A 19,388-nucleotide genomic window follows, 5' to 3' on the forward strand; every position below is an offset into this window, starting at 1 on the left:
ATGATCGAACCGGCGGCCGGCTCCTTGTTGCTATCGGCTCTCCTCCTGGGAATCGGCGCCGTCGGGGTCCTGACGCGCCGCAACGCGATCGTGATCCTGATGAGCATCGAACTGATGCTGAACGCCGGGAACCTCGCCCTCGTGGCGATTTCTCGGATGCTGCCGGGCGACGGCGGGGCCGGAGTCGTCGACGGGCAGGTCTTCGCGATGTTCGTTCTGGCGATCGCCGCCGCTGAGGCCGCCGTCGGGTTGGCGATCGTGATCGCGCTGTTCCGGCTGCGGGGCTCGATCGATATCGACCTGGCGCGACTCCTCCGCTGGTAGCGGGGCGGGCCGACGCCGCGGGGACGAGAGATGCTGCTGCCTTACCTGCTGCTGATTCCGCTGGCGCCCCTTGCCGGTTTCGCCATCGTGGGCGTCCTCGGCGCGGCGGGACGGCTCCCCGACCGCTGGGCGCACCGGATAGCGGTGGCGGCCTCGGCGGCGTCCTTCGTGCTGTCCGCCGGAGTGGTGTGGGAGTTCTCGGGCGGTCTCGACCGTGTCGCATCCTTGGGCGCCGAGCAGCCGGAGCGGTATGCGGTCCAGCCGGCGGGGGAGGGGATGCCCGCGCGGTTCACGGTGACCTACGCGGAATGGCTCCCCTTCGGGGAGACGCTCCTCAGGGGCTGGGCACCCGGCGGCGCCCGCGCGGCCGACGTCTCGATCGGATGGACGTTCTCGCTCGATGCTCTCTCCGCGGTGATGCTGCTCGTCGTGACGTTCGTGGGAACGTTGATCCACATCTACTCGATCGGCTACATGGCGGGGGAGAAGGGCTACTTCCGGTTCTTCGCCTACCTCAACCTGTTCATGGCCATGATGCTCACGCTGGTGCTGGGTGGAAACCTCCTGGTCATGTTCATCGGTTGGGAGGGCGTCGGACTCTGCTCTTTCCTGCTCATCTCGTTCTACTACGACCGGATGTTCGACCCGGAAACCGCCATGACATGCGCCGACGCGGGGCGGAAGGCATTCATCACCAATCGCGTCGGCGATTTCGCCTTCGTGCTCGGCGGGCTGCTGCTGCTGGTGACCTTCGGCACCCTCGATTTCGGCGCGATCAGCAGCGCCATCGACTCGAACTCCGACTACTGGTACGCGTCGGCGTTGCTGACGGGAATCGGGGTTCTTCTGTTCATCGGAGCGACCGGGAAGAGCGCGCAGATCCCGCTCTACGTGTGGTTGCCCGACGCGATGGCCGGACCGACCCCTGTCTCCGCCCTCATCCATGCGGCGACGATGGTGACCGCGGGCGTGTACATGCTGGCGCGGATGTCTTCGCTCTACTGGCACGCGCCGGGGGCGATGTTCGTGGTCGCGGTCGTGGGCTGCCTCACCGCGCTTTTCGCGGCCACCATCGGGACCGCACAGTACGACATCAAGAAGGTGCTCGCCTACAGCACCGTTTCCCAGCTCGGGTACATGTTCCTCGGCGCGGGCGTGGGCGCGTTCACGGCGGCGATCTTCCACCTGGTCACGCACGCCTTCTTCAAGGCCTGCCTCTTCCTCGCGGCGGGATCGGTCATCGTGAAGTGCGGACACACGAACGACATGCGCCTGTACGGCGGCCTCAGGCGGTTCATGCCCGTCACCTATGCCGCCTTCCTGGTGTCGACGCTCGCGATCACCGGCTTCCCGCTCCTCTCCGGCTTCATGTCCAAGGACGAGATCCTGGCGAGGACGCTGACATCAACCCGAGGGTCGCTGGCCCTTTGGCTGGTGGGTACGGCGGCTGCCGTTCTGACGTCCTTCTACATGTTCCGCGCCCTGCTGATGACGTTCCACGGCGAGAACCGCTCGCCGGATTGGGTGCGGCGCCAGCTCGGGGAGTCGCCGCGGGTGATGACGGCGGTTCTCGTGGTGCTGGCGGTCGGGGCCGCGCTCGTCGGCTTCCTCGGCATCCCCGAGGGCGTGTCGAGGCTCGTCGGGGTGCACGACGTCAACTGGTTCGACCACGTTCTGCACCCGGTGGTCGCGGCGCGGGGAATCGTCGCGGAGGCGGGGGAGGCGGCGCACGAGGGGGCGGGACCGGCGGAGGTGCTCCGTGAGGGCGCGGCATGGCACCCGAGCGTCGCCGGGGAGTGGGGCCTGTTCGGGCTCGGCATCGGCGTGTTCGCGCTCGGCCTCGCGCTGGCGGCCTGGGCCTACGGCGACGGGATGAGGCGCGCCGAGGAGCTTGCCGGGCGGTTGCAGTATCTCCGCCGGCTTCTCCACCGGAAGTGGTTCGTGGACGAGCTCTATGACCGCCTGGTCATCCAGCCGTTCAACGCGCTGTCCCGCGCGATGAGCGCGATGGACCGGAACGTCGTGGACGGTGCGGTGAATCTGTCCGGCGCGGTGGCCGAGTTCTCGGGTCAGGTGATCAAGCTCTTCCAGACAGGCGTGGTGAGGCACTACGCCCTCTGGTTCCTCGCTGGAGCGGTGATGCTGCTCTGGGTGGTGATCGGCTGATGGAAAACCAGCTTTTCGAAGCGTGGACAGCGATGCCGACCCTCTGGACGGCGGCCTACGGCCTGCTGCTCCTCCTGTTCGCCCCTGCACTCCGGCAGGACCGTCAGTGGCTGTGGGGCTTCTCCGTCGCCGGGATGTCGCTCGCCCTGCTCATCCCGTCTTTCATGCTCTGGCACATCGGCGACTACGGGGACGTGCGGGAGACCGCCGGCCTGCCGGGGATGGCGATGGTCCGTGCCGACAGGCTCTCCCTCTCGCTCGACATCCTTTTCGCTTTGGCGGGTCTCTTGGCGTTGCTCGTCCTTCCGAACTACCTGGAGAAGGTCAAGTCGCACCGTCCGGAGATCTACCCGCTCATGTTCTTCGCCGTCTCCGGCATGACGGTGATGGTGGGCACCGACAACCTGCTCATGGTGTTTCTCGGCCTCGAGATCCTCTCGATCTCGCTGTACGTGATGACCGGGGTGGCCCGGCACACCGCGCTCGGGACCGAGGCCGCGCTGAAGTACTTCCTGCTGGGCGCCTTCGCCACGGGATTCTTGGTGTACGGTACCGCGCTGCTCTACGGGGCCACCGGGTCTCTGGACATGAGCGAGATGGCGTCAGCGATCGCCGACGGGCGGCTGAACTTCGGCTCGTTCGGAAACGGAATGTTGTTGGCGGGCGCCGCGCTGGTTCTCGTGGCGTTTGCCTTCAAGATCGGGGCCGTGCCGTTTCACTTCTGGACGCCGGACGTCTACCAGGGCGCCCCGACCCCGATCACCGCCTTCATGGCGGCGGGAACGAAGGCGGCCGCTTTCGGGGTGCTGCTGAGGCTGCTGCACGAGGGATTGCAGGGATCGGCGGACCTGGCGGACCGCTGGACGGCGGCTCTTTCGGTTCTGGCGGTGGCCACGATGATCGTCGGCAACCTCATGGCGCTCGTCCAGGACCGCGTGAAGCGGCTCCTGGCCTACTCCAGCGTGGCGCACGCCGGGTACCTCCTGCTGGGAGTGATGGCGCCGATCGATGTCGGTGTGGCCAACACGGTCTTCTACCTCGCCGCCTACACCTTCATGACGGTCGGTGCTTTCGCGGTCGTGTCGCTCTTCCAGACGGAGGGCGAAGATGCCGATCACCTGATGAACTTCTCCGGACTGGGCCGGAGCCATCCCGTCCTCGCCCTCGTGATGACCGTCTTCATGCTGTCGCTGATCGGGATCCCGCCGATGGGCGGGTTCACCGGGAAATACGTCATCTTTCTCGCCGCACTGAGATCGGGCCACCCTTGGCTCGCGGGGATCATGGCCCTCACGGCAGTGATTGGCGCGGCGTACTACCTCAAGGTGATCGTCGCGATGTACTTCCGGGATCCGGCCGCCGGGTCGACCGTCGACGTCCGCGTGCCTCTGCCCGCCGGCGTCGCGCTCTCGGTCGCCGCAGCGGGGACGGTCCTGCTGGGCGTCTACCCGGCCCTCGTGCTGGAGCCGCTGACGAGGATCCCGGACAGCCTGGTGTTCTTGCCATGACCTCCGCCCTGGCAGCACCGGCCGTGCCGCACGGCCGGCGGGGCGGTGCCGGCGGGGGCGCCGCCGAGCGCCGCCCGAGGAGAAACCGATGTCAGACCTGAATCCGTTCCACATCGCGCAAAGGCAGTTCGACGAGGCTGCGGACCGCCTGGGTCTCGACGACGCGACTCGCGCGTTGCTGCGCGTTCCGCAGCGGGAATACCACTTCACCCTCCCCGTCCGGATGGACGACGGCACGACCCGCGTCTTCCAGGGCTTCCGCGTCGAGTACAACATGGCTCGGGGTCCGGCGAAGGGCGGCATCCGCTGGCATCCGGACGAGACGATCGACACGGTCCGCGCTCTCGCGGCGTGGATGACGTGGAAGACCGCCGTCGTCGACATTCCGCTCGGAGGGGGCAAGGGCGGCGTGATCTGCAACCCGAAGGAGATGAGCGAGCGCGAGAAGGAGGACCTGGCGCGCGCGTACGTGCGGGCCCTCGGCCCGATCCTCGGGGTCCACAAGGACGTTCCCGCCCCCGACGTCTACACGAACCCGCAGATCATGGCCTGGATGATGGACGAGTACGAGACGATCGTGCGGGAGTCCCATCCGGGCGTGATCACCGGAAAGCCGATCGCCCTGGGCGGCTCCCAGGGTCGCGGGGATGCCACGGCACGCGGCGGCCTGTACGTCGTGCGCGAGGCTGCGAAGAAGATCGGCCTCGATCCGGCGACGGCGACGTACGCGATCCAGGGATTCGGCAATGCCGGCCAGTTCGCCGCCCTGCTCCACGAGGAGGTGCTCGGCGGTGGGAAGCTCGTGGCGGCGAGCGATTCGCGGTGCGCCCGCTACAAGCCCGACGGGTTCGACGCGAAGAAGCTCGTCGATCACAAGCTGCGCCACGGGACCCTGGCCGATTATCCGGAAGGCGAGGAGATCACCAACGAGGAGCTTCTCGAGCTCGACGTGGACATCCTGTATCCGGCGGCGCTCGAGAACCAGATCACCGAGAAGAATGCCGACCGGATCAAGGCTCGCCTGATCTGCGAGCTGGCGAACGGCCCGACGACTCCGGAGGCCGACCAGATCCTCTACCGCAACGGGAAGCTGGTCCTCCCCGATTTCCTGGCCAACGCCGGCGGGGTGACCGTTTCCTACTTCGAGCAGGTCCAGAACACGTACAACTACTACTGGACCCTCGAGGACGTGCACAAGCGTCTCGACGCGCGGATGACGACGGCTTTCCACGCCGTGTACGAGACGATGAAGCGGGACGAGGTCCATCCCCGGCTGGCCGCCTACATGGTGGCGGTCCGCCGCGTCGCGGAGGCCTGCAAGCTCCGCGGTTGGGTCTGAGTGTCGGACGGGGCGGCGCGGCGCACCGGACGCGCCGCCCCGCCGCTTTCTCTTGCGGAACGAAGTCCCTCCGGGCGCGCGGCCCGCGCGAGGTCGGCGCACGCAGGCGGAGAGTCGCCGCGCGGCGAGGACCGACCGGCGCGCCGCCGCGGCTCGACCTTGCGGCGCCGCCCCACCCTTTACGGCCTTCGCGGACCGGCGGCCGGCTCCGGAGCGATCCGGTGGCGGAGTCGCTCCGGGCAGCTCTCCTTCGCGGGAGCGAGCGGGGCCCGCGTCACGACTCCGCGGCCACGGCCGGGCGGGCGGCGAGCGCTTCGGCGAGCGCATCGACCCCGATCGGTTTGAGCAGGACGCCGTCCATGCCGGCGGCCAGGCAGGCCTGGCGGGCCTCGTCGAGTGCGTGCGCGGTGAGGGCGTAGATCCGCGGGCGCAGGCCGAGGGCACGGATGCGCCGCGCTGCCTCCAGGCCGTCCATATTCGGCATCTGCAGGTCCATCAGAACGACGTCGTAGCGCTCGCGGCGCGCGGCCTCGACGGCGGCGGCTCCGTCGCACACGGTGTCGGCCCGGTGGCCCAGTTGCTCGAGCAGCTTGACCGCCACCTTCCGGTTGACGGGGTTGTCCTCGGCCACGAGAACCTTCAGCCGGCGCGAATCGCTGCCCCCGGAGACCGGTAACAAGCGCCGTCGGGGGGGAGCGGAGCCGCCGACGCGGGCCGCGAGCAGGGCCGCGAGCGGTGCGAAGCGAACCGGCTTCGCCACGAGGGTGAAACCCGCCAGCTCCGGATCCCTCAGGCGGGTTCTCGGGGTCATGACGATCAAGCTCTCGGCCGAGGGGAGCCGCGAGGCGAGCGTCCGGAGAGCACCGCCGTCACCGCGGGGCGGGGCGGCCGCGAGGACCAGCGGGTAGATGCCTCCTTTCGCCAGCCGATCGTGCGCCTCGTTCAGGCCGGCCACGGCTTCCACGGCCATCCCCCACCGCAGAAGCTCCTGCTGGAGAACGCTGCGGCTCCGGGAGTGCGGTTCGACCAGGAGGAGGGCGAGCCCCTTGAGGGCGCTGGGGGCCACTGGATGCGAGGGCTGATCCGGAGCCGGTTCGAGCGGGATCGTGAAGCGGAAGGTCGAGCCCCGGCCCGGCGCGCTCTCGACGCCGATCGTCCCGCCCAACAGGTCCACCAGCCGGCGGCAGATGGCGAGGCCCAGCCCGGTGCCGCCGAACCGGTGGGCGATCGAGCCGTCCGCCTGCCGAAAGCTCTCGAAGATCGCCTCCTGGTGCTCCCTCGCGATCCCCAGCCCCGTGTCCTGGACGGCGAACTCCAGATAGGCACGGTCTCGCTGCAAGAGCCCGATGCGGACCGCGATCTCCCCCTCGAGCGTGAATTTCGCCGCGTTGCCGACGAGATTGAACAGAATCTGCCGGAGCCGGAGCCGGTCGCACGACACGATGCGAGGGACCTCGCCGGCGATCTCCACCGGCACCACCTCGACCCCGTTCTCTTGCGCCCTGGCAGCGAGCATCGCCAGCACCTCCTCGACGCACTCGACGATGTCGCAGGGCTCCTTGTTCACCGGCATCCGGCCGGCCTCGATCTTGGACAGGTCCAGGATGTCGTTGATGATCGCGAGAAGCGTCTCGCCGTTGCTTCGGATCAGCTCCAGCGACTCCTCCTGTTCCCGGTCGAGTTTCGTCCGCAGGAGCAGGTCGGTCAGGCCGATCACCGCGTTCAGCGGCGTCCGGATCTCGTGGCTCATGTTGGCCAGGAAAGCGGCCTTCGCGCGCGCCGCGGCTTCCGCCTCCTCGCGCGCCCGCTCGAGCTGCTCCCGCTTCCGCCTCTCCTCCGTCACGTCCTGCTTGATGGCGATGAAGCGCGCCGGACGGCCTTCGTCGTCGAGAACGGGCGTGATCGTCATCTGCTCGGTGTAGAGCGTCCCGTCTTTCCTCCTGTTGACGATCTCGCCCCGCCACACGCGGCCCGAGAGAATAGTTGTCCACAGATCCTCGTAGAAAGCGGGATCGTGACGGCCGGAGCGCAGGATCGCCGGGGTCCTGCCCACCGCCTCCTCCCGGCTGTATCCGGTGAGCTCGGTGAAGGCGCGGTTGACCCATTCGATCGTGCCGTCGGCGTTCGCGATCAGCACCGCGTTCGCCGAGGCCTCGAGAGCCGCTGCGCGGACGCGGAGTTCCCATTCGAGCTTCTTGGTCCCCGACAGGTTCCGCACCACCGCGAGCAGGGTGGGCCGTTCCGCCAGCGGGGCGTGGGCCAAGGAAACCTCGACGGGCACGCCGGCGAGGGTCCCGTCGCCGGGGCGCGCCTCACCGGTCCACGTCAGGCCGGCCCGGGCGCAGGGCGGCAGCCCGGGAAGCAGGCGGCGGACGGGGATCCCCTCGATCCTGCCGCCGCGGCCGCCGAAGAGGCGCCGCGCGCACCGGTTCCCGCCGCTGACCCGCCCGTCCGGATCGACCATGAGCACGGCGTCGGGCAGGGCGTCCAGCAGGCCCGCCAGCCGCCGGTGGGCGTCTCGGAGTCTCGCCTCCGCGCGCGCGATCGGCCGGAGGACGAAAATCCACAGGGGGGCCGCCAGCAGCGCCGCCAGCAGGCCGGCGTCCACCAGCGGGAGCAGCGGCCCGAACCGTGCGGGGAGCGGAAAGCGCGCCAGGGCCACCATGACCGCCGACTCGACCAGGAACCCCAGACCGAGCACGGCGCCGAGGTAGGCGGCGTAGCGCCACACCGTCCCGCTCAGGCGCGGCGCTCTCCCCCCCGGAGCGGCGGCCGCGGATCGGCCGGCCGACTCGCGATCCCCGGCTCCCGGTGCCGTCGCGCTCACGGTGCGATGCCCGCTCAGGCCCGCTCGCGGAGCTTGGCCCGCTGGAGCTTGAAGGTGTAGCGGACGATCGCCTCCCGGTCGGCGTCGTTGATCCCCTCGAACCCCGCGCCGAGATGGTAGCGGCCGACCGGCAGGGCCTCGCCGTCGGGGTGGACCACGGAGACGATCCGCGCCACCGCCCGGACCGTCGCCGTCGTCTCCCCCACCAGCGTCAGCTCGATCTCGACGGGGGTTCCCTGCGGGAGCTTGCACGGAACCACCAGCCCGACTCCCGAACCGGACAGGGCGGAGGTGACGCCGGAGATCCAGTTCTCGCCGTCGCCCAGGTCGACACTCAATGCCGCGGCGATGCGTTGGATGGTCTGCTCGAGCCGCTCGAGCTTCTCGATCACCGACGAAAGGGCGGCCCTTTCCCAGGAGACCTCCGTCCCCGGATGGCCGGCGGCGTCGGCCCGGACACGCTCCGTGTAGGTGGGGGTGCAGGAGAGCCGCTTGGCGAGTTCCTCGGCCTCCGTTTCGTCGAGCGGCCGGAGGCGCACGGGGAGGGGATGTTCCACCCGGGCGAAGCGGCGCGACTGGACGGTGGGGGTGGTCATCGGGAGTCCTCCGGGAGGTGCGGCGGGGGGAGGGGCCCCGCGGGCGGAGGTCCGCCCGCCACCCGCCGGCCCCCGGCACGCTTCGCTTCGAACATCGCGAGATCGGCCAGCTCGAGCAAGCGGGAGGCGCGGCCGCCCGCCTGCTCGAGATCGGCCGCCCCCAGGCTCGCCCCCACCACGAGGCGCGCCGGGCGGGGCTCCGCCAGCTCCAGCGGCTCCTCCTCGAGCGCCGACAGGAGGCGCCCGCCGAGCTGCACGGCGTTTCGCGCGGTGGTCCACGGGAGCAGGATCGCGAACTCGTCGCCGCCGAGCCTGGCCGCGACGTCGGCCCGCCGGATCGTCTTCTCCACCGCCCGGGCGCAGCAGCGCAGCGCCTCGTCGCCGGCTGCATGGCCGAGGCGGTCGTTGATCTCCTTGAAGCGGTCGAGGTCGACCATCAGCACGGCCAGGGGGCGCCGGTAGCGGCGGGCGGCGTGGACCTCACGGTCCAGAAACGCCTCGAAGGCCCGGCGGTTGAACAGGCCGGTCAGGGGATCCCGCAGGGCCAGCTCCATCGTTGCAGCGTGGCGGCGGGCGTTGCGCGCCGGGATGCCGGCGGCCTCCGCCACCTCGCGGAGAGCCGCCAGCGCCGCATCCCGCCGGTCTCCGAGCGCCTCGTCGTCGGCGTAGCCGACCCAGCCGAGCATCTCCCCCCGGTCCATCACCGGGACCGCGACGAGCGGCGGCACCGGTGCACCCGCCGGGAAGCGGTGGACCCCCCGGTCGCTGGCGATCCGGGAGGGGCGAGGCGTCCTGCCCTGGAGCGAGACCAGGGCCGTGGCCCCGGGGAGCCGCTCGAGAAGCGCCTCCAGCAGCGACTTTTCGAGATCGGCCGGCTCGAGGCAGCGGACGAGGTCCAGCAGCAGCCCCGGCGCGCCCCGGGTGGGCGGTTTCCGCACGCCGGGCGGGGCTGGGTGTGTCTCTTCCATGGGCATGTCCAGTTCCCGGCTCCCGGGACCGTTTCAGGTCTTCACACGATGAAAGATGGACATGCTCGAACCGGAGGGCAAGAAATCCGACCGGAAGTCCTAAAGACCGGCCCCGGGCGGCCGAGAAGGTCGGCGAAACCCGGCGGGCAGCGCCGGCATCCCCAGGACGCCCGGTGCTCGGCCCTGCCGGAACGGAGGTTTCGGTATGGCTGCCTTCTCGGTCGTGACCAATATCGGGGCACTCAACGCCCAGAACAGCCTCATCAAGACGGAGCGGGGGCTGCAGACGACGCTGAGCCGCATGTCGTCCGGGCTGCGCATCAACGGCGCGAAGGACGATGCCGCCGGCCTTGCGATCGCGGAGAACCTGCGCGCCGACATCCAGGGCCTCAATCAGGCCATCCGGAACGCCAACGACGGGATCAGCATCATCAATGTCGCCGACTCGGCGCTGGAGGAGATCTCGAACCTGCTCCAGCGGGCGATGACGCTGGCGGAGCAGGCCTCCTCGGACACGTCGGGAGCCGATTCCAGCTCGTCGAAGTCGGCGATCAACGACGAATACAACCAGATCCTTTCGGAGATCGACCGGATCGCCGCGACGGTGGAGTTCAACGGGCTCAAGCTGCTCAGCGGCTCGGGCACGACGATCGACGTCCAGATCGGCGTCGGCTCCAGCACCGACGACCGCCTCACGATCGTGACCTCCGCGATCACCGCGGCCGGCCTCGGGCTGACTTCCGACGCCCTCCTGACGAAGTCGGACGCCCGCCTGGAGCTGGTGGAGATCCAGTCGGCGATCGACACGGTCTCCTCCGATCGCGGGGATCTCGGTGCCGCCTTCAACCGGCTCGAGCACACGATCTCGGTGATCACCGTGCAGGCCGAGAACCTGTCCGCGGCCGAGAGCCAGATCCGGGACGCGAACGTCGCGGCCGAGGTCGTCAACATGGCGAAGTTCCAGGTGTTGACGCAGACGGGTCTCGCGGCACTGGCCCAGGCGAACTCGAGCGCCCAGAGCGTCCTGGCGCTTCTCCGGTAGCGCCCGTTCGCCGCGGTCCGCGGCCTACCGAGGACCTCCAGAGGCCGTTCCCCCGGGGCCCCCGCCCCGGGGGGACGGCGTCCCGATCCCGCGATCCGGCTCCTCCCGGGAGCTAAAGCGGGCCGCCCGCCTGCCGAAACGTCCCTTCGGATAGGCGGCGGCGCTCCGTGCCGTCCGGCACGGGCCGCAGCGCCTGGGGAAGGGTGGCCGGCTCTCCAGCGATCCGACCACCGACGAACAACCGAACGCCGGCGGGGGCGCCCCGCCACCTCGCGGCACGGATGCCGCGGCACGCTTCAGGGAGGAACGACAGCATGGCCACTTTCTCGGTCGTCCACAACATTCAGTCGCTCGTCGCGCAGAACCATCTCACCCGGACGCAGCGCGGCCTCAGCCAGACGCTGGACCGCCTCTCTTCCGGCCTGCGCATCAACGGCGCGAAGGATGACGCGGCAGGCCTCGCGATCGCCGAGACTCTGCGCGCCGACGTCGCGGCGTTGAACCAGGGCGTGCGCAACGCGAACGATGGCATCGGCGTGATCAACGTCGCCGACGCCGCCCTCCAGGAGATCGGCAACCTGGTCCAGCGGGCGGTGACCCTCGCCCAGCAGGCAGCCTCCGAGACCTCCGGGCAGGACAGCTCCACTTCCAAGGCGGCCTTGAACGACGAGTACAACCAGATCCTGTCCGAGATCGACCGGATCGCCGCTACCGTCGAGTTCAACGGCCTGAAGCTCATCGACGGCTCGGGAACCTCGATCGACATCCAGATCGGCACCGGTTCCAGCGCCAACGACCGCCTGACGGTGACGATCAGCGGGATCAGCGCGAGCACCCTCGGCCTGACCTCCGACTCGCTGCTGACCGCCTCCGACGCGCGGCTCGAGCTGGTGAACCTCCAGTCGGCCGTCGACACGATCTCGTCCGACCGCGGCACCCTCGGCGCCGCCCAGAACCGTCTCGAGGCGACGATCAGCGTGATCACGACCCAGGCGGAGAACCTGCAGGCGGCCGAGAGCCAGATCCGGGATGCCAACATCGCGGCGGAAGTGGTCAACCTGACCAAGTTCCAGGTGCTCAACCAGACCGGCCTCGCGGCGCTGGCTCAGGCCAACGCGAGCGCCCAGAGCGTCCTGGCGCTGCTCGGCTGACGGGGTGGAGGCGGGCCGGCCTGCTGGCGCGGCCCGCCTCACGCTCCCTTCCGGGCCCTTAAGCCGGCGGCGGCCCCGGGGCGGCCCGCAGCCCCGGCGAGGCGCCGGCGGAGGGAGCAGCGATGACGGCGGACAGCCTCACGTTCGAGGGAAGGATCGCGGCCGGTACGCCGGTCCCCGGATCCGGTCCGTCGCCGCCGGCGGTGCGCCCCGAACCTCCGGCAGCACCGCCCCCGCGAGCCGCGGAGACGGCAGGCGACCGGCCGCCGGTGCCGGCGGACGCCCCGCAGTTCCTCGAGGACCTCAAGCGGCAGCTGGCGGAGATCCAGGCCCGGGGCAGCCTCAGGCAGCTCCGCCTGGACTACGAGATCCGGGACGGGAACGTCGTGGTGGTCAAGATCCTCGACGCGGAGACCGATAAGGTCATCCGGACGGTCCCCCCCGAGGAACAACTCGAGCTGGCGCGCCGGCTCGAGGAATACCTCGGCCTGGTCCTGGACGAGACCGCCTGAGCGGCCGGCGGCGGTCCCGGGCCGGAGGGGGCTGGAGGACACCGCATGCCGCTCGGAAGCATCGCCTTCGGTCAGGGGCTGGTCTCGGGCCTCGACTTCCGCTCGATCATCGACGCGCTGCTCGAGGCGGAGCGGGCCCCGATCAAGACGCTCCAGAAGCGCATCGACACTTTCAACCGCGCGAAGAGCTCGGCGGAGGAACTCTCGGGCCTGCTCGAAACCTTCAAGAGCAAGCTCGAGGAGCTCAGCTCGGACACGGGGGTCGGTGGCAAGACGGCGTCCCTGGACGACGAGACCGCGCTCACGGCGAGCGCCCGGCCCGGAGCGCTGGCGGGAACCTACCAGATCGAGGTGACCCGGATCGCCCAGGCTCACCGTGTCCGCTCGGACGGGTTCGCCGACAGGTACTCGCCTCTCGTTTCCGACGGCACGATCACGATCCAGTCGGGATCGAACGACACGATCACGATCGACGTCAGCGCCGCGAACGGCAACAACTCCTTGCGCGCTATCGCCGACGAGATCAACAACGCCGACGCCGGTGTCATCGCGTCGATCGTCAATGACGGCAGCAGCGACATCCTCATCGTCCGCGCCGAGGAAACCGGCACCGAGAATGCGTTGACGATCACCGACACCACGAACCTCAATCTCGACGACGCCGGGAACGAGCTCCAGCCGGCTCAGGACGCCGAGCTCATCATCGACGGGATCACGGTGACCTCCTCCTCCAACACCGTCACCGGCGCGATCCAGGGCGTCACGCTCGAACTGACCGCCGAGACGACCTCCCCGGTCACGCTCACCGTGGCCGACGACGTCGAGGGAGCCAAGCAGGCGCTCCGGGATTTCGTGGAGGCGTACAACGAGGTCAACGACTACTTCGACAAGAACTTCGGGTCCGCGGAGCTGGAGTCGGCCTCCGCCGTCGCCGGTGACGCCTTGATCCGCGGCATCCAGCGGCAGCTGCAGCAGCTCCTCACCGGTTCGGTGACCGGGATCCCGGATGGAAAACTCGACTCGCTCTCCGAGCTGGGAATTCTGGTCGCCGACGGGACCGGCCGCCTCGAGTTCAAGGAGTCGACCTTCGACGACATCGTCGAGCAGGGACGGTTCGACGAGGTCCGTGCCGTCATTCAGTCCACCGGGACCGCGACCGACGGCTCGGTGGTCTTCCTCAGCGCCGGTTCGAACGCCGTACCCGGAACCTACGCCGTGCACATCACGCAGGCCGCGGAGAAGGCCGAGGTCCGCGGCGGGACCGCCATCCGCTCGCAGGGCATTTCCAAGAACGAGACCCTGACGATCACGCTGAACGGGACCTCCACGGACGTCGCCCTGGCGAAGAACGACACGATTTCCGTGATCGTCGACAAGATCAACGCCGCCCTCGACGCCGCGGGAATTGAGGCGACGGCGCTGGACGACAACGGCGTGCTGGTCATCCAGGCCAACGACTACGGCTCCCAGTACGACCTGACGGTCGTGAGCGACCGCCAGGCGAAGGGCGACGGGAAGAGCACGGAGATCGGGACCACGCCGCAGAACAGCGTCGGCGTGGATGTCGCCGGCACCATCGGCGGCGAGACGGGCGTGGGCACCGGCCAGGTGCTCGTCGGCCCGGACGGCACCGACGTGGACGGGATCAGGATCCGCGTCTACGCGACGGCGGACTCGGTGGCGGCGAAGGGCGGCGACTTCGGGACCGTCGGCTACAGCCTGGGCGTCGCGGACCGCTTCATCAACGCCATCGACGACATCACGGACCCCTTCGAGGGAACGATCCACGCGCTGACGGAGGGGCTTCAGGACTCGATCGACACGATCCAGGAGCGGATCGACGCGATCAACGCCCGGCTGGTGCGGCGCGAGGAACTGCTCGTGCGCCAGTTCTCGGCCGCGGAGCAGGCGATCGCGCAGTTGCAACAAATGCAGGCCTCCCTGCAGCAGAGGGCCTGAGGAAGGAGCGGCACGCGAATGAGCTATGCGCTGAGCGCAGAGCGGGCCAGGGCGGCTTACCAGGCGAACACGGTGCGGGACGACGACCCGCTGGGCCTCGTGGTGAAGCTGTACGACGGGATGCTCGGTTTCCTCCGGCGCGGCAGCGAGCTGCTGGAGGAGAGCCGGTACCGGGAGGCGGCCGAACCGATTCGCCGCGCCACCGACATCGTCGGCGAGCTGCAGGCCGTGCTCGATCTCGACCGGGGCGGCGAGGTGGCCGCCAACCTGGACCGGCTGTACACGTACGCCCGCCGTCGCATCGTGGAGGCCCATCTCGGGTCCGATCCCGCGGGGCTGCGGGAGGTGGCGGATCTTCTGCAGCCGCTGCGCGACGCGTGGGCGGAGGCGCGCGAGAAGACGCTCGCCGCCGGCGTGCGTTGAGGGCGGTTCGATGACGCAGAACGAAGCCGCCCGCGCTGCGGAGGTCGCCGGCCGACTGGAGCGGCTGATGGCGGCGGAACGGGATCTCGTCGCGAGCGGGCGGATTGCCGAGCTGGAGGGCATCGTCGAGGAACGGCGGCGGGCGATCGAGGAGTTGAACGCGCTTCTGCCGGCCGGCCCGGTCGAGGACGGCGATTTGAAGGAACGGGTCGACCGGCTCGCCGGGCAGGTGCGCCGGAACCTCGCGCTCCTGCTGAGCCTCCGAGACGAACTCTCGAAAGCGCTGTCCCGGTCGCATCGCCTCCGGCGGGCGGTGGAGAACTACGCTCGCAGCTGAAGGGGGAAGGGAGGAGCATGCTCCGGGCCGGCGCCCCTGGGGCGCCGGCCTTTTTTCCGCCGCGCGGTGGCGCCCGGCTGCCCGCCCGCCATAATGGTCCGGCGGGGCGGGAGCGGATCGATCGGTGTCGTTCCTGCCCGCTGAGGAGGCTCGTCCGATGCTGGAAAGAGACTACGCCTACACGAGGCAGGTCGAAGGCATGGATGTGGCGGCGGCTGCAGGGAAAGTGCGGGAGCTGCTCGCCGAAGAGGGATTCGGTGTCCTGACCGAGATCGACGTGCAGAAGGCGATGAAGGAGAAACTCGACATCGACCGGCCGCCGTATCTCATCCTCGGCGCGTGCAATCCCCAGCTCGCCCATCAGGCCCTGGAGAAGGAGCCGCCGATCGGCGTGCTGCTGCCTTGCAACGTCACCGTCTTCCAGGACGACAGCGGCCGGACGGTCGTGCAGGCGATCAATCCGATCACGATGTTCGGCGTGATCGGCCGCCCGGAACTCCAGCCGATCGCGGAGGAAGTCGCCGCGCGGCTGCAGCGGGTCCTCGAGCGACTCTGACCGGTCGGCGCGGGCGTCGTCGCTACGGCGCGGCGGCGGCCGCGGTGGCGCGCGCGATGGCGAGGCCCTCGCGGCGGAGCAGCTGCGGGATACCGCGGGGCCCCGCGAGATGGCCGGCCCCGACGGCGAAGAAGAAGGACGTGCGGGGCTCCGCCGCGATTCTCTTCGCGATGCGCCGGGCCATCCGCTCGTTCCGTTCGTCGATCAGGCGCCGCTCCAGCCTGGCCGCCAGGGCTCCGTCCCGCGGCAGCCCCCGGCGGACCTCCGCCAGGAGCCCCTCCGTGTCTCCGGCGAGGTACAGCTCGATCAGGCGTTCGGTGCCGCCGGAGCCCGCCTCCGGACCGAGCCGGTCCAGCGCCGCCTCCACCAGCCGCCACTGCTCCTCCGGCCGCAGCGATTCGAAGATCTCCAGCTGTTCCTCCGGTGTCTCCAAACCGTCCGTCCGCTTCCCCTCCCGCCGCGCCCTCTCCGCGAGGACGAGATCCAGAGGTCTGGCGGGGATTCCCCGCGCGATGTAGTCCACCAGCTCCAGCCGGGCGGCGAAGGCCCAGGGGGTGAGCCGCGAGAAGGGTGCCATCGACAGCCCCCTCTCGCGAAGGGCGCCGGCGGCCCGTTCGTAGAGCGCGTGCGGGAGCACGTCCGCGAGCGTCTTCCCCTCCGGAAGGAGCAGGCGGGAGGCGATCCTCTGCCGGCTCGCCTCGTCGAGCGCGATCTCGGTGACGACCACGTCGGCTGCCGCGAGCGCCGCCTCGACGGCGGGCGCCAGATCGAGGACGCGTTCGTCCGGAACGTGGATCGTTCCGAAGACGAACGACGGAACCGCCCCGTCGATCCGCCACAACAGCGGCCGAGCGCTCCCGCGACCGGGGGAGCGAGACGGCGCGGGGAGGATCGCCAGGGCGACCGCCAGCGCCGAGACGGCGATCCGCCTCACCGGTCCGCATCCACGCCGCCAGGGGCCGTCCCCCCGGCGGGAAGGAGCGTGAGCAGGCCATGCTCCTGCGCGAGCGCGCGGAAAGCGGCGACCTCGCCCTCCATCAGGCGCCGGTGCGCCGCCAGGGACTCCTCGAGGGTGCGGCGCGCGCGTTCCAGATAGCCGAGCGCCGCGGGGGTCGGGCGTGACCACGTCGACGAGAGCATCCACTGGGCGGTTTCGATCCGCGACAGAGCGTCCTTTTCCGCGTGGATCCCCTTGAGGTCCGGCGGCTGCCACAGGAGCCGCTCGACCTCGTCGAGGCGCCGGCGGAGCTTGCGGGCGGCCTCCTCGAGCTCGCGGTAGGCGGCAGGGAGCGTCTCGCCCCGGGCCCGGCGCCGCTCCACATCCCACTTCCGCCGTGCCTTTCCCAGCACGGCCTCGACGTCCTCGCGCACGCCGAGGAGCGACTCGATGGCAGCGACGGCACGCTCCTGGAGACGGCCCGCCTCCATCTGGGCTTCCCAGTTCTCGCGGCGCTCGGCGGCCGTGACGCCGAGACGCGGGTCGGGCAGCACGTCGACCTCGGTCGAGGCCTCGGCGTCCCCGTACGCCACCTTCACCTCGTAGCGCCCCGGGGGCACCTCGGGGCCCCGCGCCTCCCGCCACGGGCTCGGCTCCCGGGGAGGCTCCCGGAAGGGATCCCGCCGGAGATCCCAGACGACCCGGTTGAGACCGCGGACGACCTCGCGGCGGAAAGCCCGGATCAGGGCGCCCTCGCTGTCGTACACGCGGATGGTCGCCTTGGGGGTTTCTTTCTCCTCCTCCGTTCCCGGTTCACCCGTCCCGGTCGGGCTCTCCGCCTCACGGGACGGCGCGGCCCCGGCTAACCGCCGCTCCATGCGGCGCCGGCGCTCCTCGTCGCGCCGGCGCTTTTCGTCGGGGTGCGGAAGCTCGGGATCGCCCAACCAGAAGCTGATCAGCGCGCCATAGGGCCGGTTCTCCCCGCGGAACTCCCCGTTCCCGGGGAAGCGCGAGGCCCCCGTCTGCTTGACGACGTACTGCTGTGCCGGCGGCGGCCGGAACAGGTGGATCCTCTTTTCCAGGATCTCGGGGGAGATCTCCCGCAGCGGCGTCAGGTCATCGATGACGTAGGCTCCCCGCCCGTGAGTCCCGACGACGAGATCGCCGTCGCGGGGATGGACCACGAGGTCGCGGACCGGAACCGTCGGAAAACCGTGCTTCCAGCGGAACCAGTGATCTCCGCCGTCCACCGTGACGAACAGGCCGAACTCCGTGCCAAGGAAGAGGAGGTCGGGATCGACCGGGTCCTCCGCGATCGCCAGCGCGTATCCGGAAACACCCTCGACGGGAAGCCGTTTCCAGTGGCGCCCCAGGTCCCGCGTGCGGAGGACGTAGGTTTCCCAGTTGGAGCGCCGGTGATCGTCGAAGACGACGTAGGCCGTCTCGGCATCGTGATGGCTCGGCTCGATGTGGGCGACCCAGGTGTTCTCCGGAACACCATCGAGATTCCGCTCGACGCTCGTCCAGCTCTCCCCTCCGTCGCTGGTGACGTGAAGGCGCCCGTCGTCGGTGCCAGCCCAGATGAGGCCGCGCCGCACTGGGCTCGGAGCGATGGCCACGATGGTGGTGTAGTTCTCCGCGCCCGTGACATCTCGGGTCAACCCTCCGCTCTCGTCCTGGTGTTGCCACTCGGGGTTGTCGGTCGTCAGGTCAGGGCTGATGATCTCCCAGCTCATCCCCCTGTCGCGGCTACGGTGAACGAACTGGCTCCCGAAGTAGATGGTCGCGGGATCGAAAGGGTCGATGGCCAGTGCGGCGTTCCAGTTGAACCGCAGCTCCACGCCGGGAGGTCCGGCGGGACGGATCATCCGCCGTTCCCCCGTCCTCAGGTTCCAGCGGAAGAGGTAGCCCTCCTGGCTCATCGCGTACCCGGTGAGGGAGTCTTCCGGGTCCGGAATCGTGTCGAAGCCGTCCCCGAAGCCGACCTCTTCCCAGTGGTGGTTCCTGATGCCGCCGTTCTCCCAGACGCTGCTCGGTCCCCGCCACGAGCCGTTGTCCTGCATGCCCCCGTAGATGTGGTAGGGCAGATCCATGTCGACGCGGATGTGGTAGAACTGGGCCAGCGGCAGGTTGGAGACGAACCGCCACGTGGCGCCGCGGTCCCGGCTGACGTAGACGCCCCCGTCGTTCCCGGCGACGAGGTGACGGGGGTCGCCGGGGTCGATCCAGAGGGCGTGGTGGTCGGGGTGCACGGCGCTGAAGTCCGCGATCACGCGCCAGGTGCGCCCCCCGTCGTCCGATGCGCTCAGCGCCGACCACAGGCTGTAGACGCGGTTCGGATCCTTGGGATCGACACGGATGTCGGCATAGTAGAACGGCCGGTTGCCGAAACGTTTCTTGGCCCCCGTGTCCTGCCACGTCCGTCCCCCGTCCTCGGATCTGAGAAAGACGTTGCGCTCGGCCGCTTCGACGAAGGCGTACACGATGTCCGGGTTCGACGCCGCGAACGCGATGCCGATGCGACCGAGGTCGCCCCGGGGCAGCCCGTCGCGGGGCGTGATCTCCACCCAGGTCTCCCCGCCGTCGTAGGTGGCGAACAGCCCCGAGCCCGGCCCGCCCGAACGGAAGAACCAAGGCCATCGCCGGTAGTCCCACATCGCGGCAATGAGGTGAAGCGGATTCCGGGGGTCCATGGCGAGGTCGGCGGCGCCCGTCCGGGCGTCGATGTAAAGGACCTTCTCCC

Annotated in this window: 15 protein-coding genes; 11 read left to right on the forward strand and 4 right to left on the reverse strand. The window is 69.9% G+C overall.

The window, feature by feature from the left end; genetic code table 11:
• The 4 genes from nuoK (at nucleotide 1) to D6718_11865 (ending at nucleotide 5,337) form a co-directional block, all read left to right on the forward strand.
• On the forward strand, nucleotides 1–324 hold the full coding sequence (gene nuoK, locus D6718_11850; protein RMG43570.1) for an NADH-quinone oxidoreductase subunit NuoK: 324 nt from the start codon (nucleotides 1–3) through the stop codon (nucleotides 322–324).
• 30 nt (nucleotides 325–354) lie between these two features.
• Nucleotides 355–2,490 carry an NADH-quinone oxidoreductase subunit L gene (locus D6718_11855; protein RMG43571.1) on the forward strand — a complete coding sequence of 712 codons (2,136 nt, stop codon included), beginning with the start codon at nucleotides 355–357 and terminating at the stop codon, nucleotides 2,488–2,490.
• A complete protein-coding gene (locus D6718_11860; protein RMG43572.1) occupies nucleotides 2,490–3,998 on the forward strand; it encodes an NADH-quinone oxidoreductase subunit N in 1,509 nt (502 codons plus the stop codon). The genes D6718_11855 and D6718_11860 overlap by 1 nt, the downstream gene beginning before the upstream one ends.
• Nucleotides 3,999–4,086: 88 nt before the next feature.
• Complete coding sequence (locus D6718_11865) at nucleotides 4,087–5,337, forward strand: Glu/Leu/Phe/Val dehydrogenase (protein RMG43573.1); 1,251 nt, start codon at nucleotides 4,087–4,089, stop codon at nucleotides 5,335–5,337.
• Nucleotides 5,338–5,611: 274 nt separating this feature from the next.
• Here the strand turns inward: D6718_11865 and D6718_11870 are convergent, their stop codons facing one another.
• The 3 genes from D6718_11870 to D6718_11880 all read right to left on the reverse strand — a co-directional run bounded on the left by D6718_11870 (nucleotide 5,612) and on the right by D6718_11880 (nucleotide 9,698).
• Nucleotides 5,612–8,068, reverse strand: a complete 2,457-nt coding sequence (locus D6718_11870) for a response regulator (protein RMG43574.1) — start codon at nucleotides 8,066–8,068, stop codon at nucleotides 5,612–5,614.
• Nucleotides 8,069–8,178: 110 nt separating this feature from the next.
• On the reverse strand, nucleotides 8,179–8,760 hold the full coding sequence (locus D6718_11875; protein ID RMG43575.1) for a PilZ domain-containing protein: 582 nt from the start codon (nucleotides 8,758–8,760) through the stop codon (nucleotides 8,179–8,181).
• A complete protein-coding gene (locus tag D6718_11880; GenBank protein ID RMG43576.1) occupies nucleotides 8,757–9,698 on the reverse strand; it encodes a GGDEF domain-containing protein in 942 nt (313 codons plus the stop codon). Before D6718_11880 ends, D6718_11875 begins: the two co-directional genes overlap by 4 nt.
• A 235-nt stretch (nucleotides 9,699–9,933) precedes the next feature.
• On the opposite strand from D6718_11880, the gene D6718_11885 reads away from it, so the two are divergent.
• The 7 genes from D6718_11885 (at nucleotide 9,934) to D6718_11915 (ending at nucleotide 15,708) form a co-directional block, all read left to right on the forward strand.
• The gene (locus D6718_11885; protein ID RMG43577.1) at nucleotides 9,934–10,770 is read left to right on the forward strand and encodes a flagellin FliC; all 837 of its coding nucleotides are present in this window, start codon (nucleotides 9,934–9,936) and stop codon (nucleotides 10,768–10,770) included.
• Nucleotides 10,771–11,051: 281 nt separating this feature from the next.
• Nucleotides 11,052–11,921, forward strand: a complete 870-nt coding sequence (locus D6718_11890) for a flagellin FliC (GenBank protein RMG43578.1) — start codon at nucleotides 11,052–11,054, stop codon at nucleotides 11,919–11,921.
• Nucleotides 11,922–12,043: 122 nt separating this feature from the next.
• The gene (locus tag D6718_11895) at nucleotides 12,044–12,433 is read left to right on the forward strand and encodes a flagellar protein FlaG (protein ID RMG43579.1); all 390 of its coding nucleotides are present in this window, start codon (nucleotides 12,044–12,046) and stop codon (nucleotides 12,431–12,433) included.
• 45 nt (nucleotides 12,434–12,478) lie between these two features.
• On the forward strand, nucleotides 12,479–14,392 hold the full coding sequence (locus D6718_11900) for a hypothetical protein (protein ID RMG43580.1): 1,914 nt from the start codon (nucleotides 12,479–12,481) through the stop codon (nucleotides 14,390–14,392).
• An 18-nt stretch (nucleotides 14,393–14,410) separates the two neighbouring features.
• Nucleotides 14,411–14,815, forward strand: coding sequence for a flagellar export chaperone FliS (fliS, locus tag D6718_11905; protein RMG43581.1), 405 nt, complete (start codon nucleotides 14,411–14,413; stop codon nucleotides 14,813–14,815).
• Between the two features lie 10 nt (nucleotides 14,816–14,825).
• A complete protein-coding gene (locus D6718_11910) occupies nucleotides 14,826–15,152 on the forward strand; it encodes a hypothetical protein (GenBank protein RMG43582.1) in 327 nt (108 codons plus the stop codon).
• A 157-nt stretch (nucleotides 15,153–15,309) separates the two neighbouring features.
• On the forward strand, nucleotides 15,310–15,708 hold the full coding sequence (locus tag D6718_11915) for a DUF302 domain-containing protein (GenBank protein RMG43583.1): 399 nt from the start codon (nucleotides 15,310–15,312) through the stop codon (nucleotides 15,706–15,708).
• Nucleotides 15,709–15,730: 22 nt separating this feature from the next.
• Here the strand turns inward: D6718_11915 and D6718_11920 are convergent, their stop codons facing one another.
• Nucleotides 15,731–17,341, reverse strand: coding sequence for a hypothetical protein (locus D6718_11920; GenBank protein RMG43600.1), 1,611 nt, complete (start codon nucleotides 17,339–17,341; stop codon nucleotides 15,731–15,733).
• Nucleotides 17,342–19,388 lie beyond the last annotated feature (2,047 nt).

It is taken from the genome of Acidobacteriota bacterium, assembly GCA_003696075.1.
Taxonomy (GTDB): domain Bacteria; phylum Acidobacteriota; class Polarisedimenticolia; order J045; family J045; genus J045.